Source organism: Bacillus sp. DC4300-2b2 (genome assembly GCF_049895685.1).
Taxonomy (GTDB): domain Bacteria; phylum Bacillota; class Bacilli; order Bacillales; family Bacillaceae; genus Bacillus; species Bacillus safensis.
Map to the genome: position 1 here is coordinate 52,999 of NZ_JAFCSW010000002.1, position 16,984 is coordinate 69,982.

General features: G+C 36.0%; 17 protein-coding genes and 3 pseudogenes. 15 read left to right on the forward strand and 5 right to left on the reverse strand.

Features of this window, described 5'->3' with window-relative positions:
* Nucleotides 1-21 precede the first annotated feature (21 nt).
* From ACP69X_RS05155 to ACP69X_RS05190, 8 genes and pseudogenes are all read left to right on the forward strand, one after another.
* Nucleotides 22-885 (forward strand): sugar phosphate isomerase/epimerase family protein, encoded by an 864-nt coding sequence (locus ACP69X_RS05155; RefSeq protein ID WP_041085153.1) that lies wholly within the window; start codon nt 22-24, stop codon nt 883-885.
* Between the two features lie 282 nt (nt 886-1,167).
* Nucleotides 1,168-2,136, forward strand: coding sequence for an AraC family transcriptional regulator (locus ACP69X_RS05160; protein ID WP_041085152.1), 969 nt, complete (start codon nt 1,168-1,170; stop codon nt 2,134-2,136).
* Nucleotides 2,137-2,274: 138 nt separating this feature from the next.
* A complete protein-coding gene (locus ACP69X_RS05165) occupies nt 2,275-2,445 on the forward strand; it encodes a hypothetical protein (RefSeq protein WP_306745606.1) in 171 nt (56 codons plus the stop codon).
* 25 nt (nt 2,446-2,470) lie between these two features.
* Nucleotides 2,471-2,716: an FGGY family carbohydrate kinase gene (locus ACP69X_RS05170; RefSeq protein WP_338527544.1), complete on the forward strand. Its 246-nt coding sequence runs from the start codon at nt 2,471-2,473 to the stop codon at nt 2,714-2,716.
* A pseudogene (locus ACP69X_RS05175) lies at nt 2,709-3,188 on the forward strand (L-rhamnose isomerase); the annotation flags it as partial. The gene ACP69X_RS05170 and the pseudogene ACP69X_RS05175, both read left to right, overlap by 8 nt.
* A gap of 257 nt (nt 3,189-3,445) precedes the next feature.
* The gene (locus ACP69X_RS05180; protein ID WP_041085150.1) at nt 3,446-4,162 is read left to right on the forward strand and encodes a (Fe-S)-binding protein; all 717 of its coding nucleotides are present in this window, start codon (nt 3,446-3,448) and stop codon (nt 4,160-4,162) included.
* 23 nt (nt 4,163-4,185) lie between these two features.
* Nucleotides 4,186-5,610 (forward strand): LutB/LldF family L-lactate oxidation iron-sulfur protein, encoded by a 1,425-nt coding sequence (locus ACP69X_RS05185; RefSeq protein WP_218677489.1) that lies wholly within the window; start codon nt 4,186-4,188, stop codon nt 5,608-5,610.
* On the forward strand, nt 5,610-6,323 hold the full coding sequence (locus ACP69X_RS05190; RefSeq protein ID WP_426052495.1) for a LutC/YkgG family protein: 714 nt from the start codon (nt 5,610-5,612) through the stop codon (nt 6,321-6,323). Before ACP69X_RS05185 ends, ACP69X_RS05190 begins: the two co-directional genes overlap by 1 nt.
* A 116-nt stretch (nt 6,324-6,439) precedes the next feature.
* On the opposite strand, the pseudogene ACP69X_RS05195 reads toward ACP69X_RS05190, so the two are convergent.
* Nucleotides 6,440-6,703, reverse strand: a pseudogene (locus tag ACP69X_RS05195) (MFS transporter); the annotation flags it as partial.
* Nucleotides 6,704-6,706: 3 nt separating this feature from the next.
* On the opposite strand from ACP69X_RS05195, the pseudogene ACP69X_RS05200 reads away from it, so the two are divergent.
* Nucleotides 6,707-6,951, forward strand: a pseudogene (locus tag ACP69X_RS05200) (aldehyde dehydrogenase family protein); the annotation flags it as partial.
* A gap of 376 nt (nt 6,952-7,327) precedes the next feature.
* Here the strand turns inward: ACP69X_RS05200 and ACP69X_RS05205 are convergent.
* Both ACP69X_RS05205 and ACP69X_RS05210 read right to left on the reverse strand, forming a co-directional pair.
* Entirely contained in the window at nt 7,328-8,626 is a 1,299-nt protein-coding gene (locus tag ACP69X_RS05205; protein ID WP_082179373.1) for an NAD(P)-binding domain-containing protein, read from the reverse strand.
* A gap of 64 nt (nt 8,627-8,690) precedes the next feature.
* Complete coding sequence (locus tag ACP69X_RS05210; protein WP_426052496.1) at nt 8,691-9,014, reverse strand: ArsR/SmtB family transcription factor; 324 nt, start codon at nt 9,012-9,014, stop codon at nt 8,691-8,693.
* A gap of 206 nt (nt 9,015-9,220) precedes the next feature.
* On the opposite strand from ACP69X_RS05210, the gene ACP69X_RS05215 reads away from it, so the two are divergent.
* Genes ACP69X_RS05215 through arsC form a run of 3 tightly spaced genes read left to right on the forward strand, consistent with a single transcriptional unit; the run spans nt 9,221 to nt 11,313 of the window.
* Nucleotides 9,221-9,568, forward strand: coding sequence for an ArsR/SmtB family transcription factor (locus ACP69X_RS05215; RefSeq protein WP_411242227.1), 348 nt, complete (start codon nt 9,221-9,223; stop codon nt 9,566-9,568).
* Between the two features lie 6 nt (nt 9,569-9,574).
* A complete protein-coding gene (locus ACP69X_RS05220) occupies nt 9,575-10,879 on the forward strand; it encodes an arsenic transporter (protein WP_426052497.1) in 1,305 nt (434 codons plus the stop codon).
* 14 nt (nt 10,880-10,893) lie between these two features.
* A complete protein-coding gene (gene arsC / locus ACP69X_RS05225) occupies nt 10,894-11,313 on the forward strand; it encodes an arsenate reductase (thioredoxin) (protein WP_426052498.1) in 420 nt (139 codons plus the stop codon).
* Between the two features lie 63 nt (nt 11,314-11,376).
* Here the strand turns inward: arsC and ACP69X_RS05230 are convergent, their stop codons facing one another.
* Nucleotides 11,377-12,714, reverse strand: a complete 1,338-nt coding sequence (locus ACP69X_RS05230) for a TrkH family potassium uptake protein (protein WP_423359910.1) — start codon at nt 12,712-12,714, stop codon at nt 11,377-11,379.
* Nucleotides 12,715-12,838: 124 nt separating this feature from the next.
* On the opposite strand from ACP69X_RS05230, the gene ACP69X_RS05235 reads away from it, so the two are divergent.
* Nucleotides 12,839-13,510, forward strand: coding sequence for a potassium channel family protein (locus ACP69X_RS05235; protein WP_426052642.1), 672 nt, complete (start codon nt 12,839-12,841; stop codon nt 13,508-13,510).
* Nucleotides 13,511-13,703: 193 nt separating this feature from the next.
* Here ACP69X_RS05235 and ACP69X_RS05240 read toward each other — a convergent pair whose 3' ends face one another.
* On the reverse strand, nt 13,704-14,423 hold the full coding sequence (locus ACP69X_RS05240) for a DUF421 domain-containing protein (protein WP_041085140.1): 720 nt from the start codon (nt 14,421-14,423) through the stop codon (nt 13,704-13,706).
* 852 nt (nt 14,424-15,275) lie between these two features.
* Between ACP69X_RS05240 and ACP69X_RS05245 the strand changes: the two genes are divergently transcribed.
* Together ACP69X_RS05245 and ACP69X_RS05250 are read left to right on the forward strand one after the other, a co-directional pair.
* A complete protein-coding gene (locus ACP69X_RS05245) occupies nt 15,276-16,448 on the forward strand; it encodes an MFS transporter (protein ID WP_041085139.1) in 1,173 nt (390 codons plus the stop codon).
* Between the two features lie 194 nt (nt 16,449-16,642).
* Nucleotides 16,643-16,978: a hypothetical protein gene (locus ACP69X_RS05250; RefSeq protein ID WP_039178946.1), complete on the forward strand. Its 336-nt coding sequence runs from the start codon at nt 16,643-16,645 to the stop codon at nt 16,976-16,978.
* Nucleotides 16,979-16,984 lie beyond the last annotated feature (6 nt).

Below are 16,984 nucleotides of genomic sequence, written 5' to 3' on the forward strand. Positions count from 1 at the left end.
TCATAGAAAGGAGTTTTATCATTGCGATTGGTTTATGATCCATCACATTATCGAGACAATACAAATCTAAAAGACACCATTGATACAGTAGCACGACTAGGTTATGAATATGTGGAGCTATCTCCTCGTAAAGACTTCATTTGGTTTTATGAGTATCCAAAGGTGAACAAACAACTGATCAAAGATTTAAAAAAGTTCTGCAAAGATGCGGGGGTGAAAATATCCTCTGTTTTACCTGTCCAGCAATGGTCTTCACCAAATGAACAAGAACGACAAGCAGCAGTGAAGAATTGGAAAAGATGCATTGAGATTACTTCAGAATTAGAAGTGGATCTAATGAATAGTGAGTTCAGTGGTGATAAAAGCAGACCTGTTGAAAGTGAAGCAGCTTTTTTGAAATCGATGGATGAGCTGATGCCTATATTTGAACAAGAGGGCATCAAGTTAAACATCCAATCTCATCCTAATGATTTTATCGAACTAAACACTGAAGCCATTCGTATGATTAGAGCATTAGATAAAGACTGGATTAAGCTAGTCTATTCTGTTCCCCATGCTTTTTTCTATGATGATGGGATCGGTGATGTCGCAAAACATTTAGAGGAAGCTGGAGATCTTCTTGCTCACGTATTAATTGCGGATACCCTCAATCATAAAGCAGCTTTTGGATTGCGCTATATCATAAATCCACCTGATGCAAATGTAACCATTCATCAACACTTAAACCCTGGGGAAGGGGAAATTAACTTCGACGCTTTGTATCGTAAATTAAGAGAAATGAAATTTGATGGAATTGTCACAAATGCGGTTTTTGCTTATCCAGACCGTCCTGAATGGTCGAATGAGATCACTTTAAAATCGATTAAACAAGGTTTGCATATTTAAAGTAAGGATTATAAGACCGTTAAAGTTCATTGATAATTTACCCGAATAAGCTATATATTGATGGTGCAAAAACATAACCTCAAACAGGTAAAAGAAAGGAAGGACGAAATGTCCTTCCTTTCAGCTTGTAGATAAAGTCTACAAGCTGAGACGGAGACTACTTCAAGTAGTCTTTTTTTAATAAGCAAGGAGTTAGACTCTATAAAAGAAAAAAGGTATGTGGGCTTTGGGTGAAGAAGTCTAATAAACAATGAAGTAAGATTATAAACAAAGGAGAAACCTATGCAACATGATCTTCTAAATCAATTATTAAAGATAACAGATGAAGAGGAACTGATTCTACAAAACAGAAGAGAGATAAATAAAGACATTTATACCAATCAGTCTAATTTTATTATAGAAAGTCAAAAATTTCTCAGTAAAGAGAGTATGATTACGGTTCGAAAACATACACGCTTTGTGGATTTTCCTAAACATAAACACGACTACATTGAGATTAATTATGTTTACAATGGAGAGTATAACCAAAAAGTAGGGAATCAAAGAATAAATTTGCAACAAGGGGAGCTGTTATTTTTAAACCAGCATATTGAGCATGAAACTCAAGCTTGTGCAGAAGAAGACATTATTATTAATTTTATCATTTTACCTAATTTTTTCGATTTTATCTTTTCGTTTTTAACGACTGAAAATAGAATTAGTAACTTCTTAATTAATAGTTTATATAACAGTACTCAAAATGGACAATTCCTTTACTTTAAAGTTTCAGAAGTAGAAAGCATTCAAGAATTAATAAAAAAAATGATGATTGAAATTATGTCTCCTGCTTTTATGTCTGAATCCACCATTAAATTGTATATGGGTCTTTTAATTGTGGAGTTAATTAAACACGCTGATAAGGCCGAACATACAGAAGACTATCCTATACAACATTATTTAATTGTTGAATCATTAAAGTATATTGATGAACATTTCCAGAGTGCATCACTGAATGAATTAGCCTCAAAATTAAGACAGCCCGATTATGCTTTAAGTAAAGAGATTAAAAAGGCTACCAACTATACATTTAAAGAATTACTTCAAGAAAAACGTTTAAATAAAGCGAAAGAGTTACTTGAAAGTACAGATATGCCAATTGCCTCTGTTATAGATCAAGTTGGATATGATAATGTAAGTTATTTCTATCGGATTTTTAAAAACAAATATCATCAGACACCAAAGCTATTTAGAGAACATTTAGCAAAAAAATAAGATGCTGCTAAGAGTTCTTTTTTATTTTAAACAATTGCAAATAAGGACAATAAATAATTAATTTTAGACATTATTTTCTCCTTTTAGCTGGCTTATTATAAATACGTAAGCAAACGCTTTTATAAAAGGGTCATTAAAATGAAGAAATGTTGTTTAGCGGTTGATATTGGTGCTTCTAGTGGAAGATTAATAGCGGGTCATCTTAAAGATGGACTTTTAAATCTAAAAGAAATCCACCGTTTCGAGAATAAAATGGTCATAAAAATGGACAGTTTTGCTGGGAGCTTGATCGATTATTTGAAGAAATAAAAAGGGAAATCATCAATGTAGTGAAATGGGGTTATCTCCAGAAAGTATCGGTATTGATACATGGGTAGTAGACTTTGTTTTACTAGATGAATGGAACAAACCTTTAACAGATTTTGTCGCCTATCGCGATTCGAGAACAGACGGGATGATGGATGAGGTTTTTAAAACATTCATGAAGGAACGTCTGTATCTAGAGACAGGAATTCAATTTCAAAAATTTAATACGATTTATCAACTTTATTCAATCAAACAAAATCATCCGGCCGACTGAAACTGTATCAAACAAATTTTCCTCTATGCTGCTTTACAGTGACAAGCTTGCCCTTCATGTTTCTCGTCCTGTTCGCTGGGACAGTGATCATGTTGTGACGCTGGATGATGAGTTACGTGAAATTGGTCTCGAAATTGTTCAAAATCAAGCATTGGATAAAGTGATGATTGGCCTTGATTTCTTTGATGCAAGTATTAACCGAGTTGCAGCATGGACAATTGGAACAAGAAACATGATTAAATATTTACTATATGCAATGTTAATACCAAATGAACATTTAAAACAGTTACAGGAAGATGGAAACTTTACAGAAAGATTAGCATTAATAGAGGAATTCAAAACGTATCCTTTTGGTGCAATCTGGGATTACTATTGTGAAAAAATGGGCGTGCCTGTAAAAGAAACATGGCTGGAAGAAGTGAAACAATATGAGCAAGATGTATTAACAAAAAGAAACTCTGTTTTAGCCTAAAAAATCATGAAGAGCTAACTAGTAAATTTACAAAGAGATTCAGTCAGGGGGAGGGTCTAATAGATCAATACCCCTGTTTATATTACAAGGATTAATAGGTTATTTTCTAGTATATATGTGCTATGGGGTTAATTGAAATGCGACAATGAGAAGGGGCCTATTCAATCTCACATACAAAACAGAGAGGGACCTGCTTTTACTTTTCAGTCATCAGCCGACCAGGTAAATCTAAATATTAGTTAAGAGGAGGTTCGAAAATGAAAGTGAGCTTATTTATTACATGTTTAATTGATACTTTCCAGCCGCATGTCGGTAAGGCAACAGTTGAGATACTTGAACGTCTTGGTTGTGAAGTATCATTTCCTACATCACAAGTATGTTGTGGTCAGCCCGCCTATAATAGTGGCTATGTTGCCGAAGCCAAGCAAGCAGCAAAAAATATGATTCAAACGTTTGAAGATGTAGAGTATGTAGTGACTCCCTCTGGTTCTTGTGCAACGATGTTCCACGAATATCCACATATATTCAAAGGAGATGTTCAATGGGAGGAGCGAGCTAGACGTCTTGCTGAGAAAACGTATGAACTAACTCAATTTATTGTAGAGGTTTTAAAAGTTACAGATGTAGGGGCACGTTTAAAAGGGAAAGCGACCTATCATACATCTTGTCATATGACACGTTTGTTAGGTGTAAAGGAAGCACCTTTTACGCTGCTTTCTAATGTAAAAGGATTAGAAGTTGAGCACCTTCCTAACGCCCAAAATTGCTGTGGATTTGGTGGAACTTTTTCTGTGAAAATGATGCCAATATCTGAACAAATGGTAGACGAAAAAGTAGAAAGTGTTGAGCAGACAGGTGCGGACTATTTAATTAGTGCAGATTGTGGATGTTTGATGAATATTGGAGGACGAATAGAACGTTTAGGAAAAGCAGCGCGAGTACTGCATATTGCAGAGGTATTAAATAGCCGTTAATTCGAGGGGGGGGGGAACAAGGCATGAGCATGAAAATTAGTGATAAAAAATTTAATGAACGTATTGATAAAGGAATCCAAGATTCTACAATGCGTGAAGCTGTGTCTACAGCTCAAGAACGCCTGTATACACGTCGTTTGGCAGCTAGTGAAGAGCTTGGGAACTGGGAAGAATGGCGCGATTTAGGCGAGCAAATCCGTCAACACACGCTGGAGAACTTAGATTATTATTTAATGCAATTAAGTGAAAATGTTACAAAACGTGGGGGACATGTCTTTTTTGCGAAAACAAAAGAGGACGCTGCTCAATACATTAAGGAAGTTGCAGAAAAAAAACAAGCCAAGAAAGTCGTTAAATCCAAATCAATGGTAACCGAAGAAATCGAAATGAATAAAACTTTAGAAGACATAGGTTGTGAAGTAGTAGAAAGTGACCTAGGCGAATACATTTTGCAAGTTGATGATCATGAACCACCTTCCCACATCGTAGCGCCAGCTCTTCATATGAAAAAAGAACAAATTCGTGATGTATTTCAAGAAAAGCTGGGTTATGGAAAGTCGGAGGATCCTTACGAAATGACAAAATTTGTTCGTAAAATCCTGCGCGAAAAATTTCTTGAAGCAGAAATCGGTGTTACTGGTTGTAACTTTGCCGTTGCAAATACAGGATCAATTTGTTTAGTGACCAATGAAGGAAATGCAGACCTTGTAACGGCCATTCCTAAAACACAAATTGCTGTAATGGGAATGGAACGTCTTGTACCGACAATGGAGGAGCTGGATGTACTCGTTGGGTTGCTTTGCAGAAGTGCAGTAGGGCAGAAATTAACTAGTTACATTACGACAGTAGGGCCTAAATATGAAGAAGAGGCAGATGGTCCAGAAGACTTTCACCTTGTTGTTGTTGATAACGGCCGTTCTGAAATCTTAGGGTCTGAGTTCCAGCAAGTATTACAATGCATCCGCTGTGCAGCATGTATTAATGTATGTCCAGTATATCGTCATGTCGGAGGACATTCTTATGGATCTATCTATCCGGGGCCAATTGGTGCAGTATTAAGTCCACTATTAGGTGGATATGACGATTATAAAGAACTGCCATATGCATCAACTCTTTGTGCAGCATGTACTGATGCTTGTCCAGTTAAAATTCCGCTACACGAACTACTTTTAAAACATCGTCAAGTAATTGTTGAAAAAGAAGGACGTGCTCCTCTTGCTGAGAAACTCGCGATGAAAATGTTTGGAATGGGAGCATCATCTGCTGCTCTATACAAACTAGGTACAAAAATGGCACCTACAGCTATGATGCCCATTGTATCTGGAGATCGCGTCTCCAAAGGAATTGGCCCATTAAAAAATTGGACTGAAATTCGAGAATTTCCAGCACCAAGTAAAGAACGTTTTCGAGACTGGTTTGATGATCATAAAAAAGGTGGGGGAAAATAATGAGAGTAACAGCTCAAAATCAGGAAGTTTTTTTAAATCATGTGGCTAAACAACTGGGACGTGAAAGACGAATAAGTGGTGTTGTACGACCAGAATGGAAGAATAACGTAAACTGGGATGTAATGAAAGGTTATACAGAAAAAGAGTTAATCGCTGCATTCACAGAGCACTGCAGCAAAATTCATATTACTGTTTTTGAAACAACAAAAGATCACTTAGCTGAATCTTTAAAGAAAATTGTTTCTGAACATGGCGGGGGGCCTGTGATGATAACCCAAGACTCACGTTTTAAAGAATATGGCTTAACAGATTTACTTGAAAAAGAATGGCCGGCAGAAAATATAGAGGTAAATGTATGGGATTCAAAAAAAGGACGTGAAGCGAATCATTCCCTCGCCGAAAAAGCCAATTTTGGTATTACATTCAGTGACTATGCACTTGCGGAGTCAGGAACAATTGTTGTAAAAACTCATGAGGGACAAGGGCGAGCACTTCACTTTTTGCCAACTGTCTATGTCACAATTATCCCGCGTGAAACGATTGTGGCACGTATTACACAGGCTGTCTTTGACCTAAACCAACGTGTGGAAAAGGGAGAAGCTGTTGCTTCTTGTATTCACTTTATTTCGGGACCAAGCAATTCTGCAGATATCGAAATGAATTTGGTCGTGGGTGTGCATGGACCTTTAAAAGCTTTTTATTTAATTGTCTGAGGATGGTTGGAGAAAAAGATAAAAGTTGTTGGTTTAATTAAAGCAGGGGAGAGCAGAAAAAAATAGCCAAGCTTCTCAAAGAAAGCTTGGCTATTTTCTTATTTTAATATATTCTCTTAAGCGCTGTATCGTTCCTTTTCAATTTCTTTTAATGACTTTCTTCTTGTTTCTGGTGCCATTACTAATCCAATAATTGCAGCAATTACTAGGAACCCAATCATAAATGTAGAAATCATCGTTGGAATTACAAGTGATATAAGGCCGACGGCTACACGCGCTGTACAAAAAAGGAATCCTTGTGCCTTTGCACGGTATTTTGTATGAAATAACTCACTTGACCAAAGACCATAAAATGCTTGAGCACCAAAACCAGCTGCAGTCCTGCGAATGATTGCCAATACGGACTAACATCATCTATCTTTACACAGAATTTAGATACAGCGATGCGTGCTGCAAATGAGTTACTATTCGGTGAAACATACATTAACCGTGAAAACTTTGAAGCCATTCAGGGATTCCACGCGGGTCGTAAGAATCTGGAATTGGCGGAGCAGATGGTAAACACGGTTTAGAAGAATTTTTACAAACTCATGTTGTTTATATGCAGCATAACCCAAACAAAAAATAAGATAAGAGAAAGATAACTTAATATTCCATAGGATTTATCAATAAACAGCTGTTTTATCATTTAATGAGACGCGTATTAAAGACCAAAAGATTAAACTCTTTTGGTCTTTTTCATCCCTAAGTGAAAGTGGGGGTTGCTGATTTATCTATATATCAGCCGTAATCAAAGGGGGAAAGGGATTGGTAAAGGACTCTTATCTAATATAAAGAAGCAGTTAAATCTCAAATACATAAAATTGTTTTATTCAACTTCCCATTAAATGAATTAGGACAAAGTTTATATAAATCGATGGGGTAGCATATTCAAAGAACAAGGGAGAATCGATAATCATTATGTTGATGTAATGGCGATGGAAAAAATATTACCTGCTTTTTATTTATCCATCAATACAACAAGACGTTTTCACAACTGCAGGTTTTAAAGCAACTTTACAGACTCCCGTTTCAGGTAACTTCAGTTCTACACGTTTAGCAGACTCTTTATCACCAGTCATATAAGCAACAACAGATCGAGCCTGCTCATAACCGGTGGCTAATAAAAATGTAGGTGCTCTTCCATAACTTTTGGAACCAATGATATAAAAGTTTGTTTCTGGTTGTCTCAGTTCTTTTTCACCATGTGGTCGTACAGTGCCACAACTGTGTATGTTAGGATCAATAAGGTCAGCTAGATCCGGCACGCACTCTAATGCTGAATCAAATGTATGGCGAATTTCTCTTAGGAATTTAAAGTCAGGTCTTGCTCCAGTATTCGCAATCACTTCATCTATATTATCAATTGTTATTTCTTCTTTATTCTGGATGCCAATGATTTTTAATTTGCTATTATAAGTTTGTTCAATATTTTGAATCAACATTGAAGGGAATACCCTTACTAATCCATTATCTAAAATATGTCTCAATCTAATACCTAATTGACCTCTTGCAGGCAATTGATCATTGTTTTCTCCTCCAAATACCTCACTAATATCCCGCTTTCTTAAAATCCATATGATTTCTGTGTTTTTTGATGTCTCTTTTAGCTCTGCCAGCTCGAGCAAAGAGTTAACAGCAGAATGCCCACTGCCAACCACTGCAACTGTTTTATTCTGATACCGAATCAGATCGCGATTTAAAATATCAGGAATGCCATAATAAATTCGATCAGCAACTCTTTTTTCATTTTCTGTCATAATCCCTTCAGCATTTATTGGGTTAGGGTTTTTCCACGTACCAGTGGCATCTATAACTGCCTTTGCCTCGTAAGTTTTTTCTTCTTGATTATTTAATTTCACTCGAATGATAAAAGGCACTAGATCTCTGTCTTTTGTTTTGACTTTATCAACACCTTTTTTGCCAACATGGAGAACTGGGCTATTTAAATAAATATGTGGCTTCATTTCTGGTAGTTCAGTTAGTGGTCTTAGATATTGGGTAACAATTTCTTTTCCTAATGGGAGTTCATCTTTACAAGGAAGGGGGATCTGGTGTTTTTCTAGCAATTCCCTTGCAGCTTGATCAATATTAAACTCCCATGATGAAAACAGGCGTACATGTCCATAATCTAAAAAATGATTCCCAATTTGTTTGCCTGATTCAAATAAGAGGAATGATTCATTTCTTTTAATAAGATGTGCAGCTGCGGCAATACCAACTGGGCCGCCGCCAATAATAACTACTGGTAAATTTTCTTTCATTTTATGTAGCTCCTTATAAATCAAATTTTTTTGATTAATTAATTAATTAAAAATAATTCCCTTCCTAGCAAGAAGGGCGAAATAAGCAACATAGCTCTGGTGAAAGTAAATGATTCACTTCTTTTTCATTTAATGAATAATAGCTCCATGTACCTCTTGTTTCTTTTGTGATTAAATCTGCATCTAATAAGATTTTTAAATGATATGACAATTTAGATTGTGTCATCTGAAATTGCTCAATTAGATCACAAACACAAGTAGGGCCGTTTTCGCAAAGAACGTTTAATAAATGCAGCCTTTTTTTATCAGATAATGCTTTGAACTTCAGTTCGTAATGCTCAAATGTATCCACTAGCTGTTTATTTTCTAAGGGAAAGGAAAGGAACATAGAATTCTCCTTTTTCATTAATCAATTTTTTTTGATGAATAAATCATAAAATAAATTAAAAAGAAAATCAATCGATAATTTTCACGAGAATAAATTTTTGTTTAAATTCATATAATCAATTGATTATATAAGTTTTCAATTATATACTGTTGAAGGAGTTGATAACAGGGACCGACACCAATAGTTGAAAAGAGGGGGTAATCATTGTGACTGCAGATGTTTCAATTGGTGTGACACATATGTCGAATTGTTTAAAAATACTCAGTGATCAAACAAGACTGATCATGATGAAATTGTTTTTGGAGAAAGAATATTGTGTTTGTGAACTGGTAGATATGTTCGAAATGAGTCAACCAGCGATTAGTCAGCATTTACGAAAATTAAAAAAAGCTGGATTTGTTCATGAAAACAGAAAAGGGCAGTGGCGTTATTATTCAATCAATACACTGTGTCCAGAATTTGAGACGCTTCGTATCATCTTAAATCAAATTGATAAAGAAGATGACCTTTTAAAAAGTATACAACATAAAGCAACAAACATTTCTTGTTCGTAAGGAGGGATGGGTTTGAGTTTTGCCGTTTTATCATTAATCATATTTTTGTTAACTTTGGTATTGGTTATTTGGCAGCCAAAAAATTTATCCATAGGGTGGTCCGCTTGTGGAGGAGCTATTTTAGCATTAATCGTAGGTGTTGTGAATGTTGACGATGTGGTCACCGTGACTGGCATTGTTTGGAATGCGACTTTAGCTTTTGTCGCCATTATCGTCATTTCACTCATACTTGATCGAATTGGCTTTTTTGAATGGGCAGCATTGCATATGGCAAAAGCTGCAAAAGGCAGTGGGCTGCGTATGTTTGTGTATGTGACCATCCTTGGTGCAATCGTCGCTGCTTTATTTGCAAACGATGGTGCAGCACTTATTTTGACACCCATTGTTTTAGCCATGGTCAGAGCATTAAACTTCAATGAAAAAATAGTATTCCCTTTTATTATCGCGAGTGGGTTTATTGCAGACACAACTTCGCTGCCCCTTGTCGTTAGTAATTTAGTAAACATTGTAACAGCCGACTATTTTAACATTACGTTTATTGAATATGCATACAGAATGGTTGTTCCAAACCTTTTTTCATTGCTTGCGAGTATCACTGTACTGTACCTTTTCTTTAGAAAGAGTATACCTAAACGCTATGATATGAATGATTTAAAACACCCGAGTGTAGCAATAAAAGATCCAAAGATGTTTAGATTATCTTGGTATATATTAGCTTTTTTGTTGATTGGTTATTTTACAAGCGAATTTTTATCTATACCTGTATCGGTCATAGCTGGTGTGATTGCCATTTTATTTTTGGCCATTGCACAAAAAAGCCCTGCTGTTCAAACAAAAAGCGTTTTAAAAGAAGCACCGTGGGCGATTGTTTTCTTTTCCATAGGTATGTACGTTGTTGTCTATGGCATGCGAAATGCAGGGCTTACTGATGCTCTTTCAAGCGTGATTCAAGCTGTAGCAGATCAAGGTTTATTTGCAGGAACTCTTGGTATGGGATTTATCGCAGCGATTCTTTCATCAGTCATGAATAATATGCCGACGGTCATGATCGATGCATTAGCTATATCCGGTACCGATACACAGGGAATGATGAGAGAAGCGTTAATATACGCAAATGTCATTGGTTCTGATTTAGGCCCAAAAATTACGCCCATTGGCTCCTTAGCAACACTACTGTGGCTTCATGTTCTTTCTCAAAAAGGTGTGAAGATTTCCTGGGGGACATATTTCAGAATAGGGGTCATTTTAACTGTACCAACACTATTCATTACACTTTTAGCTTTGTATTTCTGGCTATTGATTATACATTAAAGGAGACGATCAACATGTCAAAGAAAACAATTTACTTTTTATGTACCGGTAATTCTTGCCGCAGTCAAATGGCTGAAGGTTGGGCTAAAAAACATCTTGGAGATGAGTGGAAGGTCTATAGCGCTGGTATTGAAGCTCATGGATTAAACCCGAATGCTGTAAAAGCAATGAATGAAATAGGGATTGATATTTCTCATCAAACGTCTGACCTGATTGATCAGAAGATATTAAATGACGCTGACTTGGTCGTAACACTATGCGGTGACGCAGCTGATAAATGCCCGATGACTCCTCCTCATGTCGAACGTGTCCATTGGGGCTTTGATGATCCAGCAAAAGCAGAAGGAACAGAAGAAGAGAAGTGGGCATTTTTCCAAAGGGTAAGAGATGAAATTGGAGATCGATTGAAACAGTTTGCCGAGACTGGAAAGTAACTTCTTATAATGAAAAATGGATTCACCTTCAGCATGGTGAATCCATTAAAGTTTATTTTAACTTTAACCGACAAATACTTCTCCCTCAGGATAACGTATTGGGCTTCTCGTTCGTTTCATAAAGATAAATACGATGGTGAGAGAACCTACTCTACCAATAAACATAAGGATCGCCAGAATAACCTTACCTAAAAACGTTAAATCCGGAGTCAACCCCATTGAAAGACCTACCGTACCAAATGCTGAGAAAGTTTCAAAGACAATATCAATAAAAGGAGCTTTTTCAGTCATAGTCAATAAAAAAATAGTGATAAACACAAAACATAAACTGATAAAACTAATAGATAATGCCTTAATAACTACATCATGTTTTATTGTACGTCTATAGATAACGGGTTCTTTATTCCCTTTCAGAAAATGCAGGACAGAGATCAAAATGATCATCATCGTTGTTAACTTAATCCCGCTTCCTGTGGACGCACTTCCCGCACCAATAAACATAAGAAGCATCATAAGAGTTAAAGAGCTTTCATGCATATGTGCTATATCAAGCGAATTAAAACCCGCAGTTCTTGGTGTTACAGCTTGAAAATAAGAGGCCCAAAATTTATCAAGAAGATTCATAGAACCTAGAGTATGTGGGTTTCCAAATTCCATTAAAAAGATGAGTAAAAGCGCAACACCATTTGTTATGAGGGTTCCTATGATCATCAGTTTCGAATGGATTGATAACAATTTAAATCTCCGTTTATTCCAAATGTCAAATATCACTGTAAATCCAAGACCACCAATGATAAACAGGAAGGTGATGGTCAAATTAATCAGTGGATCATGTACATAGTCCATCAAACTATTTGAAAAAAGAGAAAAACCAGCGTTATTAAAAGCAGAAACGGCATGAAATAAACTGATGTACATCCCTTTAAAAAAACCATATTCCGGTATCCACCGAAATGATAATATACACGTAGCCATTAACTCGAATGTTATTGAAAAGATAAACAAAACCTTTATAAGACGTACAATACCGCCTATATTTGTCAGATTAAAAGCCTCTTGAACCAATAATCTCTCTCGTAAACCTACCTTTTTACCAAATAACAAAATGACCATGACAGCTAAAGTTAGAAAACCAAGCCCACCAATTTGTATCATCAGCATAATGATAATTTGTCCGAATAAAGTAAAGGTTGTTCCAGTATCAACCACAGCTAAACCTGTAACCGTTGTAGCGGAAACAGCTGTGAAGAAAGCATCAATGATTGAGATGGATTCAACAGTGGAGATTGGTAGAGTTAAAATAAATGCCCCTATCACTATGACCGTCAAAAATCCAAACAATAAAATTTGAGGAGGCGTTAATTTTACTGGTTTTTTTAAAAAATGATCGTATTTAAACATTTCCTATCCTACTTTCACTCACTTGAAATTTTAATGTTATTATATAACGAATAGGGATAGGAATGTTTATCTATGATGTTTTTATTTAAATAGAGAAAAGATTTGATCGACAACAAAAGGAGTCATTAAAACGCCAAAAAAAGAATTTGCTGTTATCGGGTTAGGTCGTTTCGGGGGAAGTATATGTAAAGCATTAAGTGAAGAGGGACTTGAAGTGCTAGCTATAGATCTAAATGAAGATCGTGTAAACGAATATGCGCAAATCGCTTCGCATGCAGTCATTGGCGATTCAACAGATGAAGCCGTATTGAAAAACTTAGGAATGCGAAACTTTGATCATGTCATAGTGGCTATAGGTGAAAACATCCAGGCTAGTATTTTAACAACCATTATATTAAAGGAACTTGGTGTTAAGCTGGTAACGGTAAAAGCACAAAACGACTACCATGAAAAGTTACTAAATAAAATTGGGGCCGATCGAGTTGTTCATCCAGAAAGAGATATGGGGAAAAGAATCGCGCATAAAATCATTACAAATAATGTCATCGAATACTTGGAGTTATCTGATGAATATGGACTAATTGAGGTTGAAGCAAACGGCCATTTAGAAAATCAGTCATTACTTGACCTTGATATTAGAGCAAGATATCAAATCAATATTGTAGCTATCAAACGAGGGAAAGAAGTGATTATTTCCCCGCTTGCTCATGAACAAATTCAGAAAAACGATATCTTAATTGTAATTGGAGCAATGAAAGATATCGCTCGTTTTGAAAGAAATGAATTACAAGGTTAATTATCACCCTAAGTCCAATACATCTGTGAACGGGGCGATGGAGTTCGCCTAAAGCCTATTTGGAGGACTTATGATGTCGTAGCATACGACATTGCGCATCGCTCTTTTAAACGTTTACAGGGTGAAGGGGAGTGATGATTAATTGCTATTGGAGAATTTCTACAAGCAGTACTGGATATACAAAAAAGTTAGACTAATGATTTATCTCAGGCTTAAAGGATTTGTGGTGACTATTTAATGATACGTGCAATTCATGGTTCGCATTAACAGATGCATAAAAAATATCACCCATTTTCAGATCTTTCTTCTGTAACTCCTGAATAAGCCACTGTTCATTTAAATGTAATTGAGTGAGAATCTGATTTTCTATGTTACCTTCAATAATAACAGGATAAGCAATATTATCAGATGCTTTTTTAATTCCTAAATCCTCTGCAGTAATAGTCAATTTATGTGGTTTTTTAAAAGCCGTTAGTTTCCCATTTGGTTCGATTAAGGCTATCTCTACATCATTTACATCAAAAATATCTTTTTCTCTTAACATTTGTAAGACATTATCTAAGGAATATCGGATTTTTTTTAGATTTCCTACAATAAAAACACCATTTCGGATAACAATAGTTGGTTCAAATGTTATCATTCGTCCAAAAGCTCGGTGTTTTAATTTCAATTTTGATACAATAATTTGTAAGACCCCTATAGCTATTATTGATAAAAATGTATACACATGAGGAATATCCGGATCAGCGATATCTGCCCCTGCCACAGCACCAAGTACAATAATGATCAAGAAATCAAATACAGGCACTTCTCCGATGGCCCGTTTTCCCATAAACAATGTCATAATTAAAAGACAGGGGATGATAGTAATGATCCTTCCATACACCTTTAAGATTTCCATTAATGTTTCCATTATTTATTATCACCATTGTATCTAAGCCCCAATTCTCTAGTAGATGAGGCGATATTTGGAATGATCAATTTGTTTTTCATCTTCAATCACTCAACAACCTTTCTTAACTTTTTGGATAATGGTAAGGAGTGTTCTTATTTTATGGTTAGATCGTTTTTTTATCATGGTAAATTGATACAGATTTTCATGTAAATAAACTTTGATAATGAAGACCACTGATGGGACGAAAGAACATGATTGAATTTTTGTCATAGAGACAAGGGAGCTGTTCAAGCAAGTAAAAGGCGTAATTATCATTGGAAACATGTATAGAAAGAAAGAAGGGTATAAAATAATTGATCTAAATTCACCTTTATATTTTCTTTTTAGTTTACATAATATATATTCTAGGAAGTTAAACTAAAAATGGATTTCCTTTGTCTCAAAACTAAGTATACTTATCTTATTGAGACAAGAAAGAAAAAATCCATTTTTTTATTAATTCATCTGATAACATGCTTTGATAATATTCACAGGATTTCACAGTGATAAACCATTGCTCAGTAACGTTTTTTGTCACAACAGCGCCAGATGCTATGAGCTTTGCTATCAATCGTTCATTATAGCTCCGGTCGATGTTGGATTGTGTTTACCAAATCAATGCTTTTTAACGTTCTAATATGTCAAAACATCTGAAAAATGCTCATTAATCAGTGTATCCATCAATTTCACTCCTCTCACTAAAAGAAATTTCTTTTGGCCAACATTTTTTCATCACGTTCCTCCCTCCTGTTATTTACGAATCAGCAAGTCTCATTTATAATCGAGTAGATTTGTTCAATAACATATATATCTTTAAATGTGAGGGATTAGATGGAATTAAAGTGGTATAAAGCAATTATTGTGATCTTTACGATGTCTGGAATCTCCATTTCTACATGGTTTTCACGGACACCGGAAGTTAGAGATTTATTACAAGCAAACACAGGAACAATGGGACTTATTTTACTCGGTTTATCTGTTGGTTCAATTGTTGGGCTTGTTCTTTCAAATGTATTCGTCCGAAAAAAAGGCGGCCGAGTGGCGATTGAGATCAGTGCTTTTTTGATGTTCCTTGGATTTACTACCCTTGCCATTGGTTCAACCTTCTCTTCTATCTTTGTCGTCACTTCTGGTCTTTTTCTTTTTGGAGCAGGCTCTGGTATGTGTAATGTAGCGATGAACTTAGAAGGAACAGAGATTGAGTACAGCATCAAGAAAACCATTTTGCCAATATTGCACGCTTCCTTTAGCATTGGGACGTTAATTGGAGCAGGTGCTGGTATTCTTTTTATCCATCTAGGGGTTTCTGTATTGATGCACCTTCTCGCTATTGCCCTTCTATTCTTCCTCAGCATATTGATTTGTACACGATTTATCCCGCATGGGACAGGAAAAGATCAGCATGAGAAGCAGTCAGATACAGTTGAGCCTGCTCAAACAGCATGGCTGAACAAACGTACGATATCTCTTGCGATGATTGCCTTATGTCTTGCGTTTGTCGAAGGCTCGGCCAATGATTGGATTCCACTTGCAATGGTGGATGGCTACCAAGTTTCACATTCCATGAGTACGGTCATCTATGCTTTGTTTTTATGCGGCATGATTAGCGGCAGACTGATCAGCGGACGATTGATTGATCGTTTTGGCAGAGTGTTATTGCTAAGAGTGGCCATTTTATCAGCAGCTGCCGGACTATTCTTAGTCATTTTAAAGATTTCACTTGTTGTATGTATGATATCGATCTTTTTATGGGGACTTGGCGCATCTTTAGGCTTTCCGCTGACCATTTCTGCAGCTGGCGATGATAGCCGGTACGCTGTCAAACGTGTTAGTATTGTGACCTTATCAGGTTACACAGCCTCCCTTTCCGGCCCTCCTATTTTAGGGCTACTTGCTAATCAAGTTGGACTGCTTCATGCCTTTATCTTTGTTCTATTTGCCATATGTATTGCAGGAATCTTTACTAAAGCTGTAGCAAAACCACATTCATTACAAGCTCAATAAAAGTGTCTGATCCTTGATCATGGCACTTTTTTTAAATTTAAAAAATAAAATTGAAACCTTTCATGAAGTGAAACAGTCCTATAGATGTCGTGATGTTTATCGCTTTTTTAAAGAGGGAAAGTAAAAAAATAAGACTTTTCAAATAACTGAAAACGTGGTAAGATCATGAAAATAACCAGGAAGGGGTGAGAAAAATGAAAAAAAATATGCTATTAAAATTAGGTGTTTTATGCATAGCACTTGCAAGTTTTCATTTGTTCTCAATGCCTCATTCCGTTCAGGTATACCATCATGCGAAGGTGGTTGCCGATCAAGAATCACATGAAATGAAAATCGTCCAGACAATGGGCGATGAAAAGAAACAAAAACATGTGAGCGCAGTATTTGCCGCATTTACAGCACTGCTGATTATTGGCAGTATGACAGCTGGATTTGCACGCATCACTCATACTGATCGATTTGACCGGAAAAAGAAGCATTTACTTGCAGTGTTCTATCAATCTTCTTATTTCCGACAAGCTCGTGTTTAACCCAAC

Coding starts and splice junctions, on each gene's coding strand:
- ACP69X_RS05160 (WP_041085152.1), top strand. CDS start 1,168: ATGCAACATGATCTTCTAAATCAATTATTAAAGATAACAGATGAAGAG.
- ACP69X_RS05165 (WP_306745606.1), top strand. CDS start 2,275: ATGAAGAAATGTTGTTTAGCGGTTGATATTGGTGCTTCTAGTGGAAGA.
- ACP69X_RS05170 (WP_338527544.1), top strand. CDS start 2,471: ATGGGGTTATCTCCAGAAAGTATCGGTATTGATACATGGGTAGTAGAC.
- ACP69X_RS05180 (WP_041085150.1), top strand. CDS start 3,446: ATGAAAGTGAGCTTATTTATTACATGTTTAATTGATACTTTCCAGCCG.
- ACP69X_RS05185 (WP_218677489.1), top strand. CDS start 4,186: ATGAGCATGAAAATTAGTGATAAAAAATTTAATGAACGTATTGATAAA.
- ACP69X_RS05190 (WP_426052495.1), top strand. CDS start 5,610: ATGAGAGTAACAGCTCAAAATCAGGAAGTTTTTTTAAATCATGTGGCT.
- ACP69X_RS05205 (WP_082179373.1), bottom strand. CDS start 8,626: ATGAAAGAAAATTTACCAGTAGTTATTATTGGCGGCGGCCCAGTTGGT.
- ACP69X_RS05210 (WP_426052496.1), bottom strand. CDS start 9,014: ATGTTCCTTTCCTTTCCCTTAGAAAATAAACAGCTAGTGGATACATTT.
- ACP69X_RS05220 (WP_426052497.1), top strand. CDS start 9,575: ATGGGTTTGAGTTTTGCCGTTTTATCATTAATCATATTTTTGTTAACT.
- arsC (WP_426052498.1), top strand. CDS start 10,894: ATGTCAAAGAAAACAATTTACTTTTTATGTACCGGTAATTCTTGCCGC.
- ACP69X_RS05230 (WP_423359910.1), bottom strand. CDS start 12,714: ATGTTTAAATACGATCATTTTTTAAAAAAACCAGTAAAATTAACGCCT.
- ACP69X_RS05240 (WP_041085140.1), bottom strand. CDS start 14,423: ATGGAAACATTAATGGAAATCTTAAAGGTGTATGGAAGGATCATTACT.
- ACP69X_RS05245 (WP_041085139.1), top strand. CDS start 15,276: ATGGAATTAAAGTGGTATAAAGCAATTATTGTGATCTTTACGATGTCT.
- ACP69X_RS05250 (WP_039178946.1), top strand. CDS start 16,643: ATGAAAAAAAATATGCTATTAAAATTAGGTGTTTTATGCATAGCACTT.